This is a genomic window from Streptomyces sp. NBC_01549 (assembly GCF_026339955.1).
In the GTDB taxonomy this organism is placed as follows: domain Bacteria; phylum Actinomycetota; class Actinomycetes; order Streptomycetales; family Streptomycetaceae; genus Streptomyces.
Genome location: NZ_JAPEPW010000002.1, coordinates 998,121 through 1,014,565 on the forward strand (window position 1 = coordinate 998,121; position 16,445 = coordinate 1,014,565).

Below are 16,445 nucleotides of genomic sequence, written 5' to 3' on the forward strand. Positions count from 1 at the left end.
AGCAGTGCAGCGGGGCTGCCATCGCCGACCTGACGGCACCACAGTCCACCGACGACGGCACCGATCCGGCCCAGCCGTCGGCACTAACCGGTTGCGGTGGTGGCGACGGTCAGGACGAGCGCCGCGCTGGACGCGCAGCCGATGCGGCCGTCGTGCACGGCCCGTACGGCCTCGTCCAGGGACACGTGACGCACCTGGAGATCCGCTTCCCCGGACTCCAGCGCCGACTCGCCCGGGGTGAGTCCCTCCGCACTCCACAAGTGGACGCGTGCCGGGGTCAGTCCCTGCATGGGGTGGACGGCGCCCCTCGGGGTCCAGCGGCCGCCCCGGTAGCCGGTCTCCTCGGCCAGTTCACGCCGGGCGGCCGCACCACTGTCCTGATCGTCCGGGTCGACGTTGCCGCCGGGCAGCTGCCACATGGGTCCGGTGAGGTAGTGGTACTGCTCGATCATCAGGAGCCGCCCGTCGACCAGCGCCACGACCCGTACGAGATCCGGTACACGCACCCAGTCGTAGTGGCCGGGCCGCCCGTCGGGCAGGGTGATCTCGTCCCGGTACGCCACCAGGCGGGGTGTCGCGTACATCCGCTCCTCGCGGTGTCTTCGCCATGGTCCTCGGGTTTCCATGCCCCCAGTTCTGCCCAGGGTCCACGACGGCATGCGGGAGGCCGGTCAGGCGAGCACGGAGGCGGGCCGCCGGTGTCGAAGCGCTGCGCCTCGGCACCGGTCAGTGCCCGGGCCGCACGGACGGACCGTACGACCGCTTCAGCTCTCGAAGCGGTATCCCATGCCGGGCTCGGTGATGAGGTAGCGGGGGTGGGCGGGGTCCGCTTCCAGTTTGCGGCGGAGTTGGGCCATGTAGACCCGCAGGTAGTTGGTCTTGTTGGTCTGGGAGCTGCCCCACACCTCCTGGAGCAGGTGCTTCTGTGTGATGAGCCGACCGGGGTTGGTGACCAGGATCTCCAGCAGATGCCACTCGGTCGGTGTGAGGCGAACGTCGTGCCCGGCGCGGGTGGCCTTCTTGGCGAGCAGGTCGATGGTGAAGCCGTCCGTCGTGACGAGCGTCGTCTCGGAGGCCGGCGGAACGTCGTCGGTGCGGCGGACGGCGGCGCGCAGCCGGGCGAGGAGTTCGTCCATGCTGAACGGCTTGGTGATGTAGTCGTCGGCGCCCGCGTCGAGGGCCCCGACCTTCTCGTCGGATGCCCGGCGGGCGGACAGCACGAGGATCGGTACACGGGTCCAGCCGCGCAGGGCCTTGATGACGTCCGTGCCGTCCATGTCGGGCAGGCCCAGGTCGAGCAGGACCACGTCGGGCTGCCGGGCGGCGGCGATGCGCAGGGCGGTGGTGCCGTCGGGGGCCGGGTCGACTCCGTACTTGCGGGCCTGCAGGTTGATCACGAGGGCCCGGACGAGCTGAGGGTCGTCCTCCACCACCAGTACCCGGGGCATCCGTGCGCCTTTCCTGTTGTGCGGCGGGCCGGAACCCGTGGAACCGGACCTTTTAAGGCGGTAGTTGGCGGACCCGGGTCTCTCCCTGTCCGCCAACTCCCGCTCGATGCGTGTAAGCCCATCAGCTCTTCGCCACGAGTTCCTTGAGCGCGATGTTGAGTTGGAGGACGTTGACGCGGGGCTCGCCGATGAAGCCGAGGGTGCGGCCGTCGGTGTGCTCGTCGACCAGCTTCTGCACCTGGGCGACGGGCAGGCCGTTTTTCTCGGCGCTCCCCGAGCCCACCGTCGAAGCGGCGCTGACCCGTTACGACACCGAGCGCCGCCCACGCAGCCAGTCCGTCGCGCGCGCCGCCCGCCAGGCCGCCCGGATGGGCCAACAACTCACCCACCCCCCGGCCGTCACCCTGCGCAACACCGCTCTCCGGCCGGCCCCCCTCCCGCGCGACCGTCCACGCCATCCTGCGACATGCCGACTGGACACCGCCGGACCTGGGCTGACGGCACCTGCCCCGATCCGCGGCCGGTCAAAGGGCCCTCATCGAGCGTCGTCTCGCGTTGGCCTGCGGCCACTCTGACCGTCCGCGCCGCTCCCGAAGTCGGCCGGCTGTCAAGCGAACCCGACCCGTGATTGAGCACGCAGCCAAGTGACGACGAGAGCGGGGCTGGAAATGTTCATGGCGCTTCAACAACATGGCCACGTCGCGCACCAGGGCGTGAAGGCACGGATCCAGGCGAGCCCGCGGTACGCACGTCGAACGCCACCGCGTCTGGCAGGACGCCCCTTCACCGGCTCGCCCGTCGCGCCGCTGTCGTCGACGCCTTCTTCGACCTCGCGGACACGATCATCACAGTTCGTAGCCTGGCTGAACAGCCTCGGCGCAAGCCGCTCCGCTCGATCTCCCTCACACCGTGCCCAGGGCGGCTTGCTTCTCCTGGTTGCCTGTCAGGAAGTCGGTGATCCGACGGTTCGTCTGTGCGGGTGTGGCAGTGGGCATGGCGAAGTGGGTGAGCTCGGCCAGGATCTCGATTCGGGCGTCCGGTACGGCCTTGCGGGCGCGGGCTGCGACTCTCGCGGTGTCGTGGGCGCCGCTACGGCCGGCGAGAAGGACCAGCAGCGGGACACTGAGCCCCGTGGGATCCGGGCGGCGGCCGACGACCAGTTTCCGATGCGCGAAGCCCGAGACCGCCAGGGCGTAGAGCCGCTTCCAGCCCGGGTCGGTGTACGTCCCGGCCGTCTCGCGGTCCACGTAGGCGCGGGCGCGGGCTTCCGTCGGGCGCAGCAGTATCGGCAGCGAGCGCAGCAAGAAACCCGGGCGGAAGCCGGCGAAGCACTGGGTCGGGTCAAGCAGTACCAGCCGGTCGACCCGCGGTGCGGCGTGCAGGGCGTAGGTCAGGCCGATCCAGGCGCCGTAGGAGTGGCCCACGAGGTGCGCGCGGGGCACGGCAAGGCCGTCGAGCAGCGCATCCAGCCAGGCCATCAGGTCGGTGGCGGTGCGCAGCGGGCGCCCGCCGGGGATGCTGTGTCCGGCATCGCCGAGGATGTCGACGGCCAGCACCCGGTGATGCGTGCCGAGTGCGGGGGCATTGGCGAACCAGACCGCGCCGGTGGAGCCGCCGCCGTGCAGGAGCAGGACCGGGGTGGCTTCGTCGGGGCCGTAGGCGTGGACACGGGTGGTGCCGTACGGGGTGGGAACGTCGATCTCGGTGACACCGGTGGGCCAGCGCGCGAGCAGCGCGTCGTAGGCGGCGAAGAACGCTTGGGATGAGGACACGGTGAACCCTTCGAGGCGTCGTCTCGTTGACCAACTATCTCGCTCGGCGAGATAGTAGCCCAGTGAGTGATGCCATCGACCCCGCGATGCGGCTGGTCCATCTCCTGCGTGCAGTGACCGTGGAACTCGACCTCCGCGGTGCCGAATTCGCCGCGCAAAACGGTCTGCACCCGACCGATCTGCGGGCTCTCGTCTGCCTGCTTGATGCCGGACGGGCCGGTACCGACGTCACCCCGGGACGGCTCGGTACGGCGCTACGGATCAATTCGGCGGGCACCACTGCCCTGCTCGACCGACTGGAGCGCCGGGGACTCGTCCGTCGCAGACGAGATGAGAGCGACCGACGACGCGTCGTGCTGACGGTGGAGCAGAAAGCTGTGGAGCTGGGCTGGTCCTTTTTCGGCCCGCTCATCGCCAACCTGGTCGAAGCGGCCGAGGGCTTCACCCCAGGCGAACTGGACATCGTTCAGCGTTACCTGGCCGCTGCCCTTGGGGCAGCCGCTCCCAGCGACGACGGGTCGACGCCCGCGGCCACCGCCGGCATGCCGCCAACACCACAGCCGTTCCCGCAGCGGTTCGGCCAGCCATGACGGCGGCACAGGAACAGTCCCTGGAACGCACCCCCCGGTGCCTTCCAGCGACTTGACAGTGCGTTCGCGGTGGTGGCCGTTGCGGACCACCATGCGACGGCCCCACTCGCCCTGCTCGGCCTCCAGCTCGGCTGTGTACTGGTCGACTTCGGCCTCCAGCGCGGCGGCGAGCATCCGGCGGGCGCCCTCGCGGACAATCTCGTCGATCGAGGAGCCCTCGCAAGTGCTGTGCAGAATGCGGCTGATGGTACGTCCGGACACGGTGCTGTGCCGGCACCGCGATCTGGTCGCGCGCCGCCACGCTGCTCGCTCCCGGTCCAAGCGCCCGGGAAGGCCGCGAACCGTGCGCTCCCTCCGGCTGCTGGCGCCGCGGCTCGCCCGCGAGAACTCCAGCTGGGAATATCGCCGCATCCACGGCGAACTCCTCGTCCTGGGCGTCAGGGTGGACGCCTCCACCGTCTGGGAGATCCTTCAGGAAGCCGGGATCGACCCGGCACCCGAGCGCGCTACGAGCACGTGGGCGGCCTTCCTGCGCTGCCAGGCCGGCGCTCTGCTTCCCGCCCTGCTCGACACCGTCCTCAACGATGCGGGCAGCCAGGTAGTGCTCAGCGCAGTACGGATGCCGCGCTGGACTCGCTCATGGAACGGTGGGTGCGGACCTGCCGACGCGAGCCACTGGACCGCACCCTGATCTGGACCCGGCGGCACCCGCTCCACGCGCTAAGCGAGTTCGAAATCTTCTCCAACTCCCACCGGCTCCGTCAAGGCATCGCCAACGCCCGCCCGCTACACCCTTTGCCGATGCCGATCACCAATCTGGAGCAGGGATCTGGAGCAGGTCACCCACCTCGGCATACGACGACGCCAATGATTCGGCGGCATCCTCCACGAATACCAACATGCCGCATGAACTTGAGGCTGTACCCCGCAGTCAGACGGCCCGCAGGGAGCCGGGCCGGCGGCCGGTGAGGCGGTCGAGGGCGGCCGTGGTCGCGCTGTCGGCCGGGAGGTACACGACGATACGCTGATCGTCGTCGGCGGGCAGTTCGAGTGTTTCGTACGCCAGCCGCAGTTCCCCCACCTCCGGATGGGCCATCCGCGTCACGTCACTCGCCTTCGGCAGGCCGGGCAACGCTTCCAGCCGCCCGGCGAACTCCGCTCCGCAGGAGACGGTCAACTCGTCTATCAGCACGCCGACATGAGCGTCGGACCGCCCCGGCCCCCGTTTGAGACAGGCGACCTGTTCGTCGGCCACGCGGTTCCAGTCCAGGTAGGCGGTGCGCGCTCGCGGATCGGTGAAGACGAAGCGAGCGAGGTTGGGCCGGCTGCCCTCCAGCAGTCCGATCGGCCCGGCCAGCCGCTGGTACGCGTCCGTGCAGGAAAGAATTTCGCACAGCCGGTTCATCAGTACAGCGGGTGCCGGCTCCAACTGGTCGAGCAGCGCCCGCACGGTGGGGCGCACCGCCCTGTTCGGCCCGGCTCCGCCCAAGCAGCTGAAGCCCGCGTCGGCACCCTTGGCCAGCCGGTGCAGGTGGACGCGCTCGCCGGGGGTGAGCCGCAGTGCGTCGGCCAGCGCCGCCAGCACCTGGGCCGACGGCCTGCGATCCCGCCCCTGTTCCAGCCTGGTGACGTACTCGACGCTGACCCCGGCCATGGTCGCCAGCTCCGCGCGGCGCAGTCCTGGCGTGCGGCGGCGCGACCCTGCGGGCAGCCCCACGTCGGCCGGTGTGACGGCCTCACGGCTCAGGCGCAGAAACAGGCCCAGCTCATTGTCGTTCACGCCCCGAACGTAACATCCGCTGCCGGTGCGGAGCATGGCCCTGCCACTACTACTCTCCGCCCGGCCTTCCTCCGCCTCGCCCCACCCGGAAGCATCCGATGCGCGGCCCGGCCGAGGGCCCGCACCCCCAGCACCCCAGCACCCCAGCACCCCAGCACCCCGCAAGAGGAGCACATCCATGTCCAGTGAACCGCTGAGCCTCGCAGTGATCGTCGGCAGTGTCCGGGAGGGGCGCTTCGGTCCGGTGGTGGCGAACTGGTTCCGCCGTCAGGCCGACCAGCACGGAGAGTTCGCGGTCGAGCTGATCGATCTGGCCGACACCGGCATTCCGCTCGAACTGCCAGCCGTGCCGCCGGCACTGCAGCCCGACCTGCCCCGCCCGGCCGGGATGGCCGACCTGACCCGACGCCTCAGGGCGGCCGACGCGGTCGTCGTGGTGACACCCGATTACAACCGGAGCTTCCCCGCCTCACTCAAGGCAGCCATCGACTGGCACTACACCGAGTGGCAGGCCAAGCCGATCGGCTTCGTCGGCTACAGCGGCGCCAGCGGCGGGCTGCTGGCAATCGAGCACCTGCGACAGGTCTTCAACGAGCTGCACGCCCACACTGTCCGCGACTACGTGTCCTTCCCCCGCTACTACGAGCTCTTCGCCCCCGACGGCACACTCCACGACCCGCAGGGCGCGGAAGCCGCCGCCAAGGCCATGCTCGACCAGCTGCTCTGGTGGGCCGCGGTCCTGCAGGACGCCCGCCGCGACCGCCCGTACCTCGCCAACCGGTGACTCCCCTCCGACCCCGCTGAGCCTGGACGGCGTGTTCGGTGCACCGCGGTCATGTCCGTGCTCGGCGTCGGCTTCACCCGAATCGCGCTCGGCGTGCACTGGTTCAGCGATGTCGTGGGCGGCTGGCTCCTGGGCCTCGCCGTCGTCGCCCTCACCGCCTGGGCCTTCGAGGCCTGGCGCACCGACGCAGGCCGCGGACATGCCGGGTTGAGCGAGGGACTGGAGCCCGAGCTCACCAGTGCCCGTCCCGAACCGGGCTCCTCCGGCCGGGAACATTGGCACAGGTCCGTACGCGACTGACGGCCGAGACCGAGAGATTTCTGAACCAGGTTGTTGCGAAGGGGAGTTCGGCAGGAGAGGGGCGGAGGAAGGACCCGGATGAGCAGAACTCGCGTGCTCTCTAAGGGTGTAGTGCACCACCCCATGTCCGGAGCGTTGATCGGGTCCATGTACGGCATGACGCCTGGGTTCCCGGGGGTTCGGCAACTGCGGTGTCTTCACCCGACCGAGTGCGGGTGATCAGGGGCTGTCGCCGGACCAGTCCCAGCAGCTCTGATCGCCGGGGCGCGGGTCGTACACCACCCGCCCGACGGCGCCGAACTGCCCGAGCTCCGCCTGGAAGGCGACACCCGTATCGATCTCGTCCGACATCCCGCCTGTGATGTCGGGCAACAGGCCGTCCAGTTCGGCGTACTGCCGCCTGGCTCTCGCTGTACTCGGTGCGTCGTGTCAAGGGGGGCTCAGCGGCAACCCGGACGGCTCGCTCCTCAACGTTGAGTTCGACCACATGCGGGCCCTGGGATGGATCAGGCCCAGTGAGTGGCGGGAGGTGCGGTTCGGCACACCACGCGCGGTCCTCGGTGCCACTCATGAGCGTCACCGGAATGCTCACCAGGCCAAAAAATGGCGCCGCTCGACAGTCGTCGGGGCATCACAGACCTCCACGACACCCCAGAGCCCCACCAGTCTATGAACCCACGCCGACGAGAGAGTCGATACAGCACGTTGCCAGATTGGCGCCCGTCTTCGGCTGCTACTCGGGTCTGCCCAGGAACCAGCCGGATACGTCCGTGAGCCGGCCACGCCACAGGGGCATGATCACGGGCCCACTGGTTCCGGCGAGCCCGGTGGCCTCCCGCAGATGGATCCACTGCGGCAGCCGTTGCGGGACATGGTGCCCTTGCTTGTCGGCGACTGCTTCGTCCTGGTAGCCGCAGTCCATGGACACCACAGGAACCACTCCGCTCCGCGCCGTCGCCCTCGTCCGCACTCTCTCGCCCTCCCCCGCCGCGTCCAGCTCCCACCTGCTGGCCGAGCAGACCATGGCCGCCCACGCCCCGAACGCCGTCACCTACTGGGTCGGCGAAGCCATGCAGGGCACCGACTACCAGGATCTCGACAAGACACCCGAGGCCACCGTCCCTATCCGTCGGTTTGAGCGGGCCCCGACGGCACAGAGCTCGGAGATCCAGGCCTCGGCAGAAAGCGCTCCCCGACCCGGTGAGCCACTACCAACACCCGCCTTACGACAACTGCGTGGATACGGAACACGGAGGGGCGTGGCGGCGGCCGGCAGCCGGAACGGTCGGCCTCGACGGGCCACCGTGCCCGAACCACCAGTAACGCGAGCGGCGTAAGAAACGCCTAGAGCCACGGCGCGCTCAGCACGAAGAGGTGCATGGGGATGTCACGCCGGCGAGCACCAGTGCGACGACGTGCGTCACGCCCCAGAACAGGTGGTCCGCGAGCACCGCGATGACGGGTCGCGAAGACGGCGGAGGCGAGACCCACTGGCTGAGGTGACGACGGCGGCGGCGCGAATGTGGTCGGGTTTCCACCACCCGGTGAGTGCGGCGAAGACGGGCTGGTGGGAGGCGGCCGCCATCGACGAGCTGACGAGCTGCCAGCCGACGGCGAAGACGCCCACGTTCGGTGTGGTGTCCGCGATGATGATGCTCGGGACGCCCAGAACGGAGCCGGCGGTCACCACGGCGTGTGTGCCCGGTGGTCGAAGATCCGGCCGACGCGACAGACATCCGCGGTTCGGGCGGTCGACCTGGAGGCCGAAGACCCGAGTCCGCCGAGGACGTGCGGTTCCCCATGCAGCTGAAGCCCACGCTCGCCCACTCCTCGGAACTCGCTTCTGGAGTCGAGGACATGGATGAATCCCGTACTTGTAACGAACACAAACCACGCGACCTGCTGTGACTACAGCCGCATACGCGAGTTGACCGGGGGTATCCGCATCGCGAATGCCAGCTTCGCGTGAATGGAGACTCCTGGTGCTGATGGCCCACCCCGCGGTGTTGAAGGACCTCGTCGAGCAGTACGAGACGCTGCACGCGCTGCATGCCGAGAACGGCAGCCCCGCCGTACGGCAGCGGATGGCAGACATCTCCTACACGCTGTGCGTGTCGACCGGCACCCGGGACGTCCATGTCGCCCTCGTCGCCGCCCGGCACCAACTGCCCGGCGCCCGCCCTCAGGACGACTCCTTACTCACTGCCGGCTGACCTCGTACCTCTGGGGGGTCGACGGCAGTGCCGGGCTTGCTCTGCCGTCTGCAGGAAGACTGATCCGGCGGGGAATCCGTTGACCTTCGACAGCCATGGTCCGCTACCGACCGGCCGCACGAACACCATGTTCTGGAGGGGGACTCTGCCCCCCTCCAGCCTGGGCCAGTGAAGGCTGTCGGCCTTCTGGGCGACCACCGCCGGGTGGTAAGAGGTCGTCGCGCACGTCGCGCACGTAATCAGGGAAATGCGCTCGGCGCCTGCGGGCGGCACCGAGCACGCTCCAGCCAAGGGGCGTGTCCCTGGGACTCCAGCCAGGGGAAGTAGTGACCGGATGCGACAAAGAAGTCGAAGCCGGCACGCTCGGCTCCGACCACATGGCCGACGAGCTCCGGCGGGCCCGCCTGCTTGGTGACCATCGTGTACCCGATCTGCACCATGTCGCTCTTCTCTTCGTGGTCGGGGGCCACTCAAGCGCGCATGGAGCCGCGAGACGCGGTCTCCGTGTTGCTATCGCTTCCTCCGGAGCTGCACGTCGACCTCCTTCTCCTGGTCTCCCGACGCCGTGCCCCGCTTGTGTACGGCGCACGTGACTCTCAGGGCTTCACACAGCTGATCCACGGCGACGTAGCCGCCCTGCGACGTGGCGGTGAGGAACCCTCCAGAGGGGTCGGCTCGGTGTGTACGCGCTTGCTGAGGTACGACGGTGTACTTCGGGTCCTCTGCGGAGGCGATGGCCGCCGCGAAGACCCCGAAGCGGGTACAGACCGAACCCGCGAGCAGCGCGAGGCCACCAACCAGGGCGGCCAGCCGGCTGCGGCCACCAGCCAGCGCCGCGGTCGCGGCCTCCGCCAGGGTCAGGAGGCGGTCGCTGACCGCCCGCCGGAGCGCAGTCCCAGCTCTCGGGAACCCTGGGGGTGTGCATGGGAACGGTGGGACCCGGCTCCGTACACCTTCTCAACGGGCTCTACGACGCGGCCAAGAGCCGTACGCCCATTCTCGCGATCTGCGGTCAGGTTCCCCTCGCCGAGGTCGGCACCGACTACTTCCAGGAAGTCGACAACGACCTGCTCTTCCGTGACGTCGCCGTGTACCGCGCCACCGTCTCCTCCCCCGACCAGATGCCACGGATGCTCGAGTCCGCCGTGCGTACAGCCGTCAGCCAAGGCGGAGTGGCGGTGCTCACCGTGCCCGGGGACCTGGGTGACCGGGAGCTGAGCGACGACCGGCCCGCCCGCTTCGCCCTCGACCGCCCCGTCACCCGCCCGGACGACCCGGCGCTCGCGGCGGCCGCCGAACTCCTGAACACCGCGGACCGCGTCACCCTGCTCGTCGGCCGCGGAGCGCGCGCCGCCCGCGCCGAGGTCCTCCGGACCGCCGACGTGCTCGCCGCGCCGATGGTACTCACCCTCAAGGCGAAGGAGGGGTTCGAGGGCGACAACGACTTCCAGGTGGGACAGACCGGTCTGATAGGCAACCCCGCCGCTTCCCGCGCGCTCGACAGCGGCGACGCGCTCCTGATGCTGGGTACCGACTTCCCCTACCGGGACTGGTACCCGAAGGGGTGCAAGGTCGTCCAGATCGACACCCGTGAGGAGCATTTGGGCCGCCGGGTCACCGTGGACGTGGGTCTGGCGGGTGACGTCGGTGCGACGCTACGGGCTCTGCTCCCGCTGCTGAAGGCGGCCCCGGACCGCGGCCACCTGGACGACGCGCGGGAACGGTTCACCCGCTGGCAGGAAGGACAGCAGCGCCCGGCCGACCCCGGTCACGAGCGCCGCTGGACCGGGAAGCTGCGGGCCGCTCTGAACAACCGTGACCACGAGATCCGCCCCGAGGCGCTGGCCGCCGCGGTGGACGCGTACGCCGCGGAGGACGCCGTCTTCACCTCCGACACCGGCATGGCCACCGTCTGGCTCTCCCGCTTCGTCACCATGCGTGGCAGTCGACGCCTGATCGGCTCGTACAACCTCGGCTCGATGGCTAATGCCATGCCCCAGGCCCTCGGGGCCCAGCTCTGGACGCCCGATCGCCAGACCGTGGCCTTCTGCGGCGACGACGGACTGAGCATGCTGCTCGGCGACCTCATGACAATCAAGACGTACCAACTGCCGGTGAAGCTCGTGGTCTTCGACAACCGCCGACTGGGAATGGTCAAGCTCGAACAGGAGCAGGCCGGCCTGCCCGAATTCGGTACGGAATTCGACAACCCCGACTTCGCGGCGGTCGCCAGCGCGCTCGGCCTCACCGGCATCCGCGTCACCGACCCGGCCGATCTCCACGACAGCGTGCGCCGGGCCCTCGACACCCCTGGGCCGGTCCTGCTGGACGTGCTGACCAACCCCGAGGAGGTGGCCGTGCCGGGCAAGCCGACCGTGGCACAGGGATGGGGCTTCGCGATCGCCAAGGTCAAGGAAATTCTCCCGAGCCGCGAAGGCTGACCGGGAGCGTCGGCCTGTTGCCACCGGGAGCATCAGCGTCCTGCCCCGGCGGCGGCCCGGTTGACGAGCAATCGCCAGATGCCCAGCGCGACGCAGGTCTCCGCCCGGCCGCCACCCCCGGATACGGTCACTGACACCGCCCGTGACCCGGCGTACCCCCACCGGGTCACGGGTCCCCCTCCGGGGCCGGATGAGCGCCGCGAGGCGCAGCGCAGCAAGGCCCACCGGTTCACCGCGGAGACCCGGACGGAATACGCGAACGACAGCTGGGTGCACTACCTCGGTGCCCCGTCACGACTGAAGCCACTCGGTTCCCCTGGGGGCTGTGGAACCGTCTGCGAGGATGGCCGTATGAGTGTGCGGAGCAGGAATCATGTGACGGTGACCGGCCGGTCCGGTCGCCCCGTGCTGATGCTGGCACACGGGTTCGGGTGCGACCAGAACATGTGGCGGCTGGTGGCACCGCTTCTGGAGCGCGACTTCACCGTGGTGCTCTTCGACCACGTGGGAGCGGGGTGTTCCGATCTCACGGCGTGGAGCATGGAGCGTTATTCCTCGCTGGAGGGATATGCCGATGATGTACTGGAGATCTGCCATGAGTTGTCGCTCGGGCCGGTGACCTTTGTGGGTCACTCGGTGAGCGCGATGATGGGTGTTCTGGCTGCGGCGCGGGAGCCGGAGGCCTTCGCCGGTCTGGTGCTGCTCGCCCCGTCGCCGTGTTTCATCGACGATCCGGCCGCCGGATATCGGGGCGGGTTCAGTGCCGAGGACATCGATGAGCTGCTGGAATCGCTGGATGCGAACTATCTGGGCTGGTCGGGTGCCATGGCGCCGGTGATCATGGGGAATCCCGAGCGTCCGGAACTGGGCGAGGAGCTCACCAACAGCTTCTGCCGGACCGATCCCGACATCGCCCGGGCCTTCGCCCGGGTGACATTCCTGTCCGACAACCGCGACGACCTCGCCAAGGTCACCGTGCCCACTTTGGTCGTGCAGTGTTCCAGCGACGCGATCGCGCCCCCGGAGGTCGGACCCTTCGTGCAGGCGCAGATCCCCGGCAGCCACCTGGTCACGCTGAACGCGACCGGGCACTGCCCCCAGCTCGCCGCCCCGGAGGAGACGGCTGCCGCGATCACCGCCTTCGCGAGAGCGAGCCGATGATGTGCAAGACCAGTGACGGCGAGAGCAGCCAGAGCCGTGACGACCTCGCGGCGTTCTCCGCCCTGCTGGAAGACAGCGCGGAAGACCTGTACGAACATGCGCCGTGCGGCTATCTCTCCACCCTGCTGGACGGCACGATCGCGAAGATCAACACTACGCTGCTCGACTGGCTGGGCTACCGACGTGGCGACCTGGTGGGCCACCAGACGTTCTCCGATCTGCTCACCGTGGGAGGCCGGCTCTACCACGAGACGCACTTCGCTCCGCTGCTGCGCATGCAGGGAGAGGTCAGCGGAATCGCTCTGGAACTCAAGGCGGCCGACGGCAGCCGTCTGCCGGTACTGGTGACCTCCACGGTCAGGACCGGCAGCGACGGGCAGCCACTGCTGATCCGTACCACCGTCTTCGACGCCCGCGACCGCCGCGCCTACGAAACCGAGCTGCTGCGTGCCCGGCAGGAAGCAGAACGCGAACGCGAAGAACTCAAGCGCCTGAACGCCACCCTGCAACAGACCCTCCTGCCCCCGGCCCTGGTGAATGTGCCCGGCTTGGATGTAGCCGCGCATTACCACATCGCCTCCACCGACAAGGTCGGCGGCGACTTCTACGACCTGTTCCCTCTCGCCGCCGGGACGTGGGGACTGTTCCTGGGTGACGTGTGCGGCAAGGGCGCAGCCGCAGCGGCCGTCACCTCCCTGGCCCGCTACACCCTGCGCGCCGCCGCCGTCTACAACCCCGACCCGGCCGCCGTCCTGAGCAACCTCAACACGGTTCTCAACCACGAATACAACGGCGACGACCCGCGGTTCTGCACGGTCATCTTCGGACTGCTCACCCCCGACGCCGACCGAGGTGGCTTCCGTGTCACCCTGGCCAGCGGCGGCCATCCCCCGGCCCTGCTGATGCGCGCCGACGGCAGTGCCGACTACCTGCCCACCCCCGGCGGGCAGCTCATCGGCGTCCTGCCCGACGCCTACATCGCCACGACCACCGTCCGCCTGGACCCCGGCGACACCCTGCTGCTCCACACAGACGGCCTCACCGAAGCACACACCACCCAGATCACTGACAGCGACCGCTACGGTGACGACGCTCTTCTCGACTTCGCCCAGGTCCTGGCACCGACGACCGCCTCCGACGCCATCGCCGCGGTCCGTGAACTGCTCGACACATTCGGCACCGGAGTGGACGACGACACCGCCGTGCTCGCCATCAGCGTGCCCCGACCCACCAGTGAAGAGCAGTCGTGACCCAGCTGACCGTCCACACCCGCGCCACCCCCGCCGGACCCGTCATCGAACTGACCGGAGAACTCGACAACGACAGCGCGCCCGACGTACGCGCGCTCCTGCCCCGCCTGGCACTCCGGGCAGGCCAGCAACTCGTCATCGACCTGACCGGCATCACCTTCTGCGACTCCAGCGGCATCACCGTCCTCATCGCTGCCCGCAATCACGCTCTCGCCGCCCAGGCAGACATCGCACTGGCAGCGGTCCCCGACCGCGTCAGCCGAATCTTCCACATCGTCGGGCTGGACCAGGTCTTCCCCACCCACCCCACCGCACAAGCGGCCGAAACAGCCTGGACACCACCCACTCCCGCCCCCTGAACGTACCGCCCCTTCACCAGCAGGTGGGGATGGAGGTTGCCGAGTGTCCGCGTGACCGTGATTGCCCAGGAACTGGTGGCCTGCCTGGTGAACAGCGCGCGCAGGCGGGCAGCCCTACGCCGCGGCATCCTGCCGTGTGCCCCGCCGGGTCACGGGTACACGTAGCGGCGACATGCCCCCTGAGGCCTCACACGCTCCCTGAGGAGATGACTCGGATGCTGTTCATCGGACTGCTCCTCCTCTCGGCCACCGGCGCGTTCACCGGCCTGGCCATCGCCGACAACCTGTCCGGCGGACCCGAGTACACCGTGTCAGTGCTCGACCACGACATCGTCACCATGAACACCCTGGCCATCTTCTGCTCCGGCCTCGCACTGGCGCTGATCTTCTGCCTGGGTCTGGCCATGGCGATGCGCGGGACGGCACACCGGCATCACAGCCCGCGCGCCCAGCGGACCCTGGTCGCCGGGCCGGACACGGTGGCCGGACCGCACCCCCAGCACTGACAAAGCGACGAAGCGCCGCCGCCGGCACAGGGCGCTCGGGTCCCCTGCCCGGCCATTGGCCCGCATGTCCCACCAGGACCGGCCCTTGGCCCATATGTCCCGTGAAGGAGCGAGTGATGAGCGAAGGTTGCGCTGTCCGACTACCGCCGCAAGCGCGACTCTCAACTCGGCGCGACCGGCAAGCTCACCCGCGCCTACCGGCCCCAGACCAATGGCAAAGTCGAACGCTTCAACCGCACCCTCCTCGAAGAGTGGGCCTACCTACGGCCCTACACCTCAAACGACGAGCGAACAGCAGCCCTCGACACCTTCCTTCACACCTACAACTACCATCGCTGCCACACCGCACTCGGAGGCCAGCCCCCGATCAGCCGCGTCAACAACCCTGCGGGTCAATACAACTAGGGCTCCGCCCACCACCACGGAGGTGACAGCGATACACATGCCCTTCGTCAGGTTACTCACGGTTTTTCTCCTTCAGGCCAGAGCAATCCGTCAGCGCAACGGGTGCTCCTGTCGCTGGTGCAGTTCGTGGGGCGCTGTTGGCCGCTCCGTGCGGGTTCGGTCGGCTCTGCGCTGCGTCACCGAGCGCGAGAGAAGTCGCTCTCGCAGCAAGGCAATAAGGTTCCATACGACGTAGGGAAGTACCTTTCGAATGAACCATGCGACGTATGGAAATGCGAGTGCGAAGTTCCGTCGCCCTAGGGGTGTTGATCGGGGCCCCAGGTAAGAGGCGGCCTCGACTCGCTCGAAGGCCCGCGACCTCGAGGCATCTCTGCAGCAGTCGAGGCGTGCGTGCCGTCTTTGGGACCCCACTGGTGGAGATCGCCGTGACGACCACTCATCGAACTGCCGCTCAAGGCGCTCACTCTCCGCATGACACGCGGCACCGCATGATCACCCGGGCTGCAGCCACTCGTTGATGGCCGCTATGAGGATGGTCGCTTCCAGAAAGTCCATCACAGCCACCCGGGCAGGGGAGAAAAATCGGCGCCGGTACTAAGGAGAGCACCGGCACCCACGGCATGGCACCTTTCACTTCTACGCCGACCACGCTCGGGCTGATCGGACTTCGGATCCGGCCCGACCAGGCGGCTGCCGTGCCGTCAGGCCCAGGCGAGGGCGTGCTCGACGGGCACGCGGGGCAGCCGCGGGAACCACGGGTCGGCACCGGGGTGACCGATGTTGACCACCAGATGCGAGCGCCAGCCGGTACCGGCGAAGAACTCCTCGTCCATGCCGGCCTTGTCGAAGCCCGCCATGGGACCGGCCGCGAACCCCGCCGCACGGACCGCGAGCAGGAAGACCCCGGTCTGCAGTGCCGAGTTGTAGGCCGCGATGCTCTCGCGCGCGTCGATCTGGTCGGCGAACGCCGCTCGCAGCAAGTCTCCGCGGGCCGGGAAGACGGTCGGCATCTGCTCATGGAAGTCGAGGTCGTACGCCAGGACCGCCACAGCCGGCGCACTGAGCGTCTTGGCCCTGTTGCCCTCGTCGAGATGCCGGACGAGTCGCTCCTTGCCCTCGCGGGTCCGCACGAAGAGCACGCGCAGAGGCTGGCCGTTGGCGGCGCTCGGCGACCAGCGGGCGAGTTCCCAGATCATGGTCAGTTCGTCGTCGGCAACGGCCACCTCGGCGAAGGTGTTCGCGGTGCGGGCCTCGGTGAACAGCACCTTTCGTCCGGCGTCGTCGAGGACATCGAGGGCCTGCGGTTCGCGGTCGGTCATGCTCATCATTTCTCTCTTACTTCGGTTGTGTGTGGTGCCGGGGCGGATTGACCGCCCCGGCACCACCCCCTGGGGACGGGGTTTACGGAGCCGGGCAGGGCACAAGGACCCGGTGCT

The 16,445-nt window shown here is 68.9% G+C and carries 16 protein-coding genes and 10 pseudogenes; 14 read left to right on the forward strand and 12 right to left on the reverse strand.

Going from position 1 to position 16,445, the window contains the following annotated elements; genetic code table 11:
* Positions 1–83: 83 nt before the first annotated feature.
* From OG819_RS39260 to OG819_RS39270, 3 genes and pseudogenes are all read right to left on the reverse strand, one after another.
* Entirely contained in the window at positions 84–584 is a 501-nt protein-coding gene (locus OG819_RS39260; protein WP_266653879.1) for an NUDIX hydrolase, read from the reverse strand.
* A gap of 180 nt (positions 585–764) precedes the next feature.
* Complete coding sequence (locus OG819_RS39265) at positions 765–1,448, reverse strand: response regulator transcription factor (RefSeq protein WP_266653881.1); 684 nt, start codon at positions 1,446–1,448, stop codon at positions 765–767.
* 121 nt (positions 1,449–1,569) lie between these two features.
* Positions 1,570–1,716: pseudogene (locus OG819_RS39270) on the reverse strand (potassium-transporting ATPase subunit C); the annotation flags it as partial.
* A 7-nt stretch (positions 1,717–1,723) separates the two neighbouring features.
* Here OG819_RS39270 and OG819_RS39275 point away from each other — a divergent pair.
* A pseudogene (locus tag OG819_RS39275) lies at positions 1,724–1,946 on the forward strand (FAD-dependent oxidoreductase); the annotation flags it as partial.
* A 404-nt stretch (positions 1,947–2,350) separates the two neighbouring features.
* On the opposite strand, the gene OG819_RS39280 reads toward OG819_RS39275, so the two are convergent.
* Entirely contained in the window at positions 2,351–3,220 is an 870-nt protein-coding gene (locus OG819_RS39280; RefSeq protein ID WP_266632791.1) for an alpha/beta fold hydrolase, read from the reverse strand.
* A gap of 86 nt (positions 3,221–3,306) precedes the next feature.
* On the opposite strand from OG819_RS39280, the gene OG819_RS39285 reads away from it, so the two are divergent.
* On the forward strand, positions 3,307–3,810 hold the full coding sequence (locus tag OG819_RS39285; RefSeq protein WP_266655493.1) for a MarR family transcriptional regulator: 504 nt from the start codon (positions 3,307–3,309) through the stop codon (positions 3,808–3,810).
* Between the two features lie 54 nt (positions 3,811–3,864).
* Here the strand turns inward: OG819_RS39285 and OG819_RS39290 are convergent.
* Positions 3,865–4,071: pseudogene (locus OG819_RS39290) on the reverse strand (hypothetical protein); the annotation flags it as partial.
* On the opposite strand from OG819_RS39290, the pseudogene OG819_RS39295 reads away from it, so the two are divergent.
* Positions 4,046–4,681 (forward strand): annotated as a pseudogene (locus OG819_RS39295) (hypothetical protein). The pseudogenes OG819_RS39290 and OG819_RS39295 overlap by 26 nt on opposite strands.
* A gap of 60 nt (positions 4,682–4,741) precedes the next feature.
* On the opposite strand, the gene OG819_RS39300 reads toward OG819_RS39295, so the two are convergent.
* A complete protein-coding gene (locus tag OG819_RS39300; protein ID WP_266632790.1) occupies positions 4,742–5,590 on the reverse strand; it encodes a helix-turn-helix domain-containing protein in 849 nt (282 codons plus the stop codon).
* 178 nt (positions 5,591–5,768) lie between these two features.
* Here OG819_RS39300 and OG819_RS39305 point away from each other — a divergent pair, with 178 nt between their 5' ends.
* Complete coding sequence (locus OG819_RS39305) at positions 5,769–6,374, forward strand: NAD(P)H-dependent oxidoreductase (RefSeq protein ID WP_266653883.1); 606 nt, start codon at positions 5,769–5,771, stop codon at positions 6,372–6,374.
* 45 nt (positions 6,375–6,419) lie between these two features.
* A pseudogene (locus OG819_RS39310) lies at positions 6,420–6,674 on the forward strand (phosphatase PAP2 family protein); the annotation flags it as partial.
* 219 nt (positions 6,675–6,893) lie between these two features.
* Here OG819_RS39310 and OG819_RS39315 read toward each other — a convergent pair.
* On the reverse strand, positions 6,894–7,046 hold the full coding sequence (locus tag OG819_RS39315; RefSeq protein WP_266653885.1) for a hypothetical protein: 153 nt from the start codon (positions 7,044–7,046) through the stop codon (positions 6,894–6,896).
* 361 nt (positions 7,047–7,407) lie between these two features.
* Positions 7,408–7,602 (reverse strand): hypothetical protein, encoded by a 195-nt coding sequence (locus OG819_RS39320; protein WP_266655625.1) that lies wholly within the window; start codon positions 7,600–7,602, stop codon positions 7,408–7,410.
* Positions 7,603–7,702: 100 nt separating this feature from the next.
* On the opposite strand from OG819_RS39320, the pseudogene OG819_RS58750 reads away from it, so the two are divergent.
* Positions 7,703–7,789 (forward strand): annotated as a pseudogene (locus tag OG819_RS58750) (NADPH-dependent oxidoreductase); the annotation flags it as partial.
* 305 nt (positions 7,790–8,094) lie between these two features.
* Here the strand turns inward: OG819_RS58750 and OG819_RS39330 are convergent.
* Positions 8,095–8,361 carry a hypothetical protein gene (locus OG819_RS39330; protein ID WP_266635204.1) on the reverse strand — a complete coding sequence of 89 codons (267 nt, stop codon included), beginning with the start codon at positions 8,359–8,361 and terminating at the stop codon, positions 8,095–8,097.
* A gap of 34 nt (positions 8,362–8,395) precedes the next feature.
* Between OG819_RS39330 and OG819_RS39335 the strand changes: the two are divergent.
* Together OG819_RS39335 and OG819_RS39340 are read left to right on the forward strand one after the other, a co-directional pair.
* Positions 8,396–8,549 (forward strand): annotated as a pseudogene (locus OG819_RS39335) (biotin carboxylase); the annotation flags it as partial.
* 107 nt (positions 8,550–8,656) lie between these two features.
* Positions 8,657–8,887, forward strand: a complete 231-nt coding sequence (locus OG819_RS39340) for a DUF5133 domain-containing protein (RefSeq protein WP_266653889.1) — start codon at positions 8,657–8,659, stop codon at positions 8,885–8,887.
* 171 nt (positions 8,888–9,058) lie between these two features.
* Here the strand turns inward: OG819_RS39340 and OG819_RS39345 are convergent.
* Positions 9,059–9,327: pseudogene (locus OG819_RS39345) on the reverse strand (LLM class flavin-dependent oxidoreductase); the annotation flags it as partial.
* 70 nt (positions 9,328–9,397) lie between these two features.
* Positions 9,398–9,790: pseudogene (locus OG819_RS39350) on the reverse strand (hypothetical protein); the annotation flags it as partial.
* A 20-nt stretch (positions 9,791–9,810) separates the two neighbouring features.
* Between OG819_RS39350 and OG819_RS39355 the strand changes: the two are divergent.
* The 6 genes and pseudogenes from OG819_RS39355 to OG819_RS39380 form a co-directional block, all read left to right on the forward strand.
* Complete coding sequence (locus tag OG819_RS39355; protein ID WP_266653891.1) at positions 9,811–11,328, forward strand: thiamine pyrophosphate-dependent enzyme; 1,518 nt, start codon at positions 9,811–9,813, stop codon at positions 11,326–11,328.
* 351 nt (positions 11,329–11,679) lie between these two features.
* Complete coding sequence (locus tag OG819_RS39360; protein WP_266653893.1) at positions 11,680–12,489, forward strand: alpha/beta fold hydrolase; 810 nt, start codon at positions 11,680–11,682, stop codon at positions 12,487–12,489.
* Positions 12,489–13,739, forward strand: a complete 1,251-nt coding sequence (locus OG819_RS39365; RefSeq protein ID WP_266653895.1) for a SpoIIE family protein phosphatase — start codon at positions 12,489–12,491, stop codon at positions 13,737–13,739. The genes OG819_RS39360 and OG819_RS39365 overlap by 1 nt, the downstream gene beginning before the upstream one ends.
* Complete coding sequence (locus OG819_RS39370) at positions 13,736–14,098, forward strand: STAS domain-containing protein (RefSeq protein WP_266632777.1); 363 nt, start codon at positions 13,736–13,738, stop codon at positions 14,096–14,098. Before OG819_RS39365 ends, OG819_RS39370 begins: the two co-directional genes overlap by 4 nt.
* 215 nt (positions 14,099–14,313) lie before the next feature.
* Positions 14,314–14,604 (forward strand): hypothetical protein, encoded by a 291-nt coding sequence (locus OG819_RS39375; protein ID WP_266653897.1) that lies wholly within the window; start codon positions 14,314–14,316, stop codon positions 14,602–14,604.
* A gap of 180 nt (positions 14,605–14,784) precedes the next feature.
* Positions 14,785–15,009: pseudogene (locus OG819_RS39380) on the forward strand (integrase core domain-containing protein); the annotation flags it as partial.
* 701 nt (positions 15,010–15,710) lie between these two features.
* On the opposite strand, the gene OG819_RS39385 reads toward OG819_RS39380, so the two are convergent.
* Positions 15,711–16,334, reverse strand: coding sequence for a malonic semialdehyde reductase (locus tag OG819_RS39385; protein ID WP_266635013.1), 624 nt, complete (start codon positions 16,332–16,334; stop codon positions 15,711–15,713).
* Positions 16,335–16,445 lie beyond the last annotated feature (111 nt).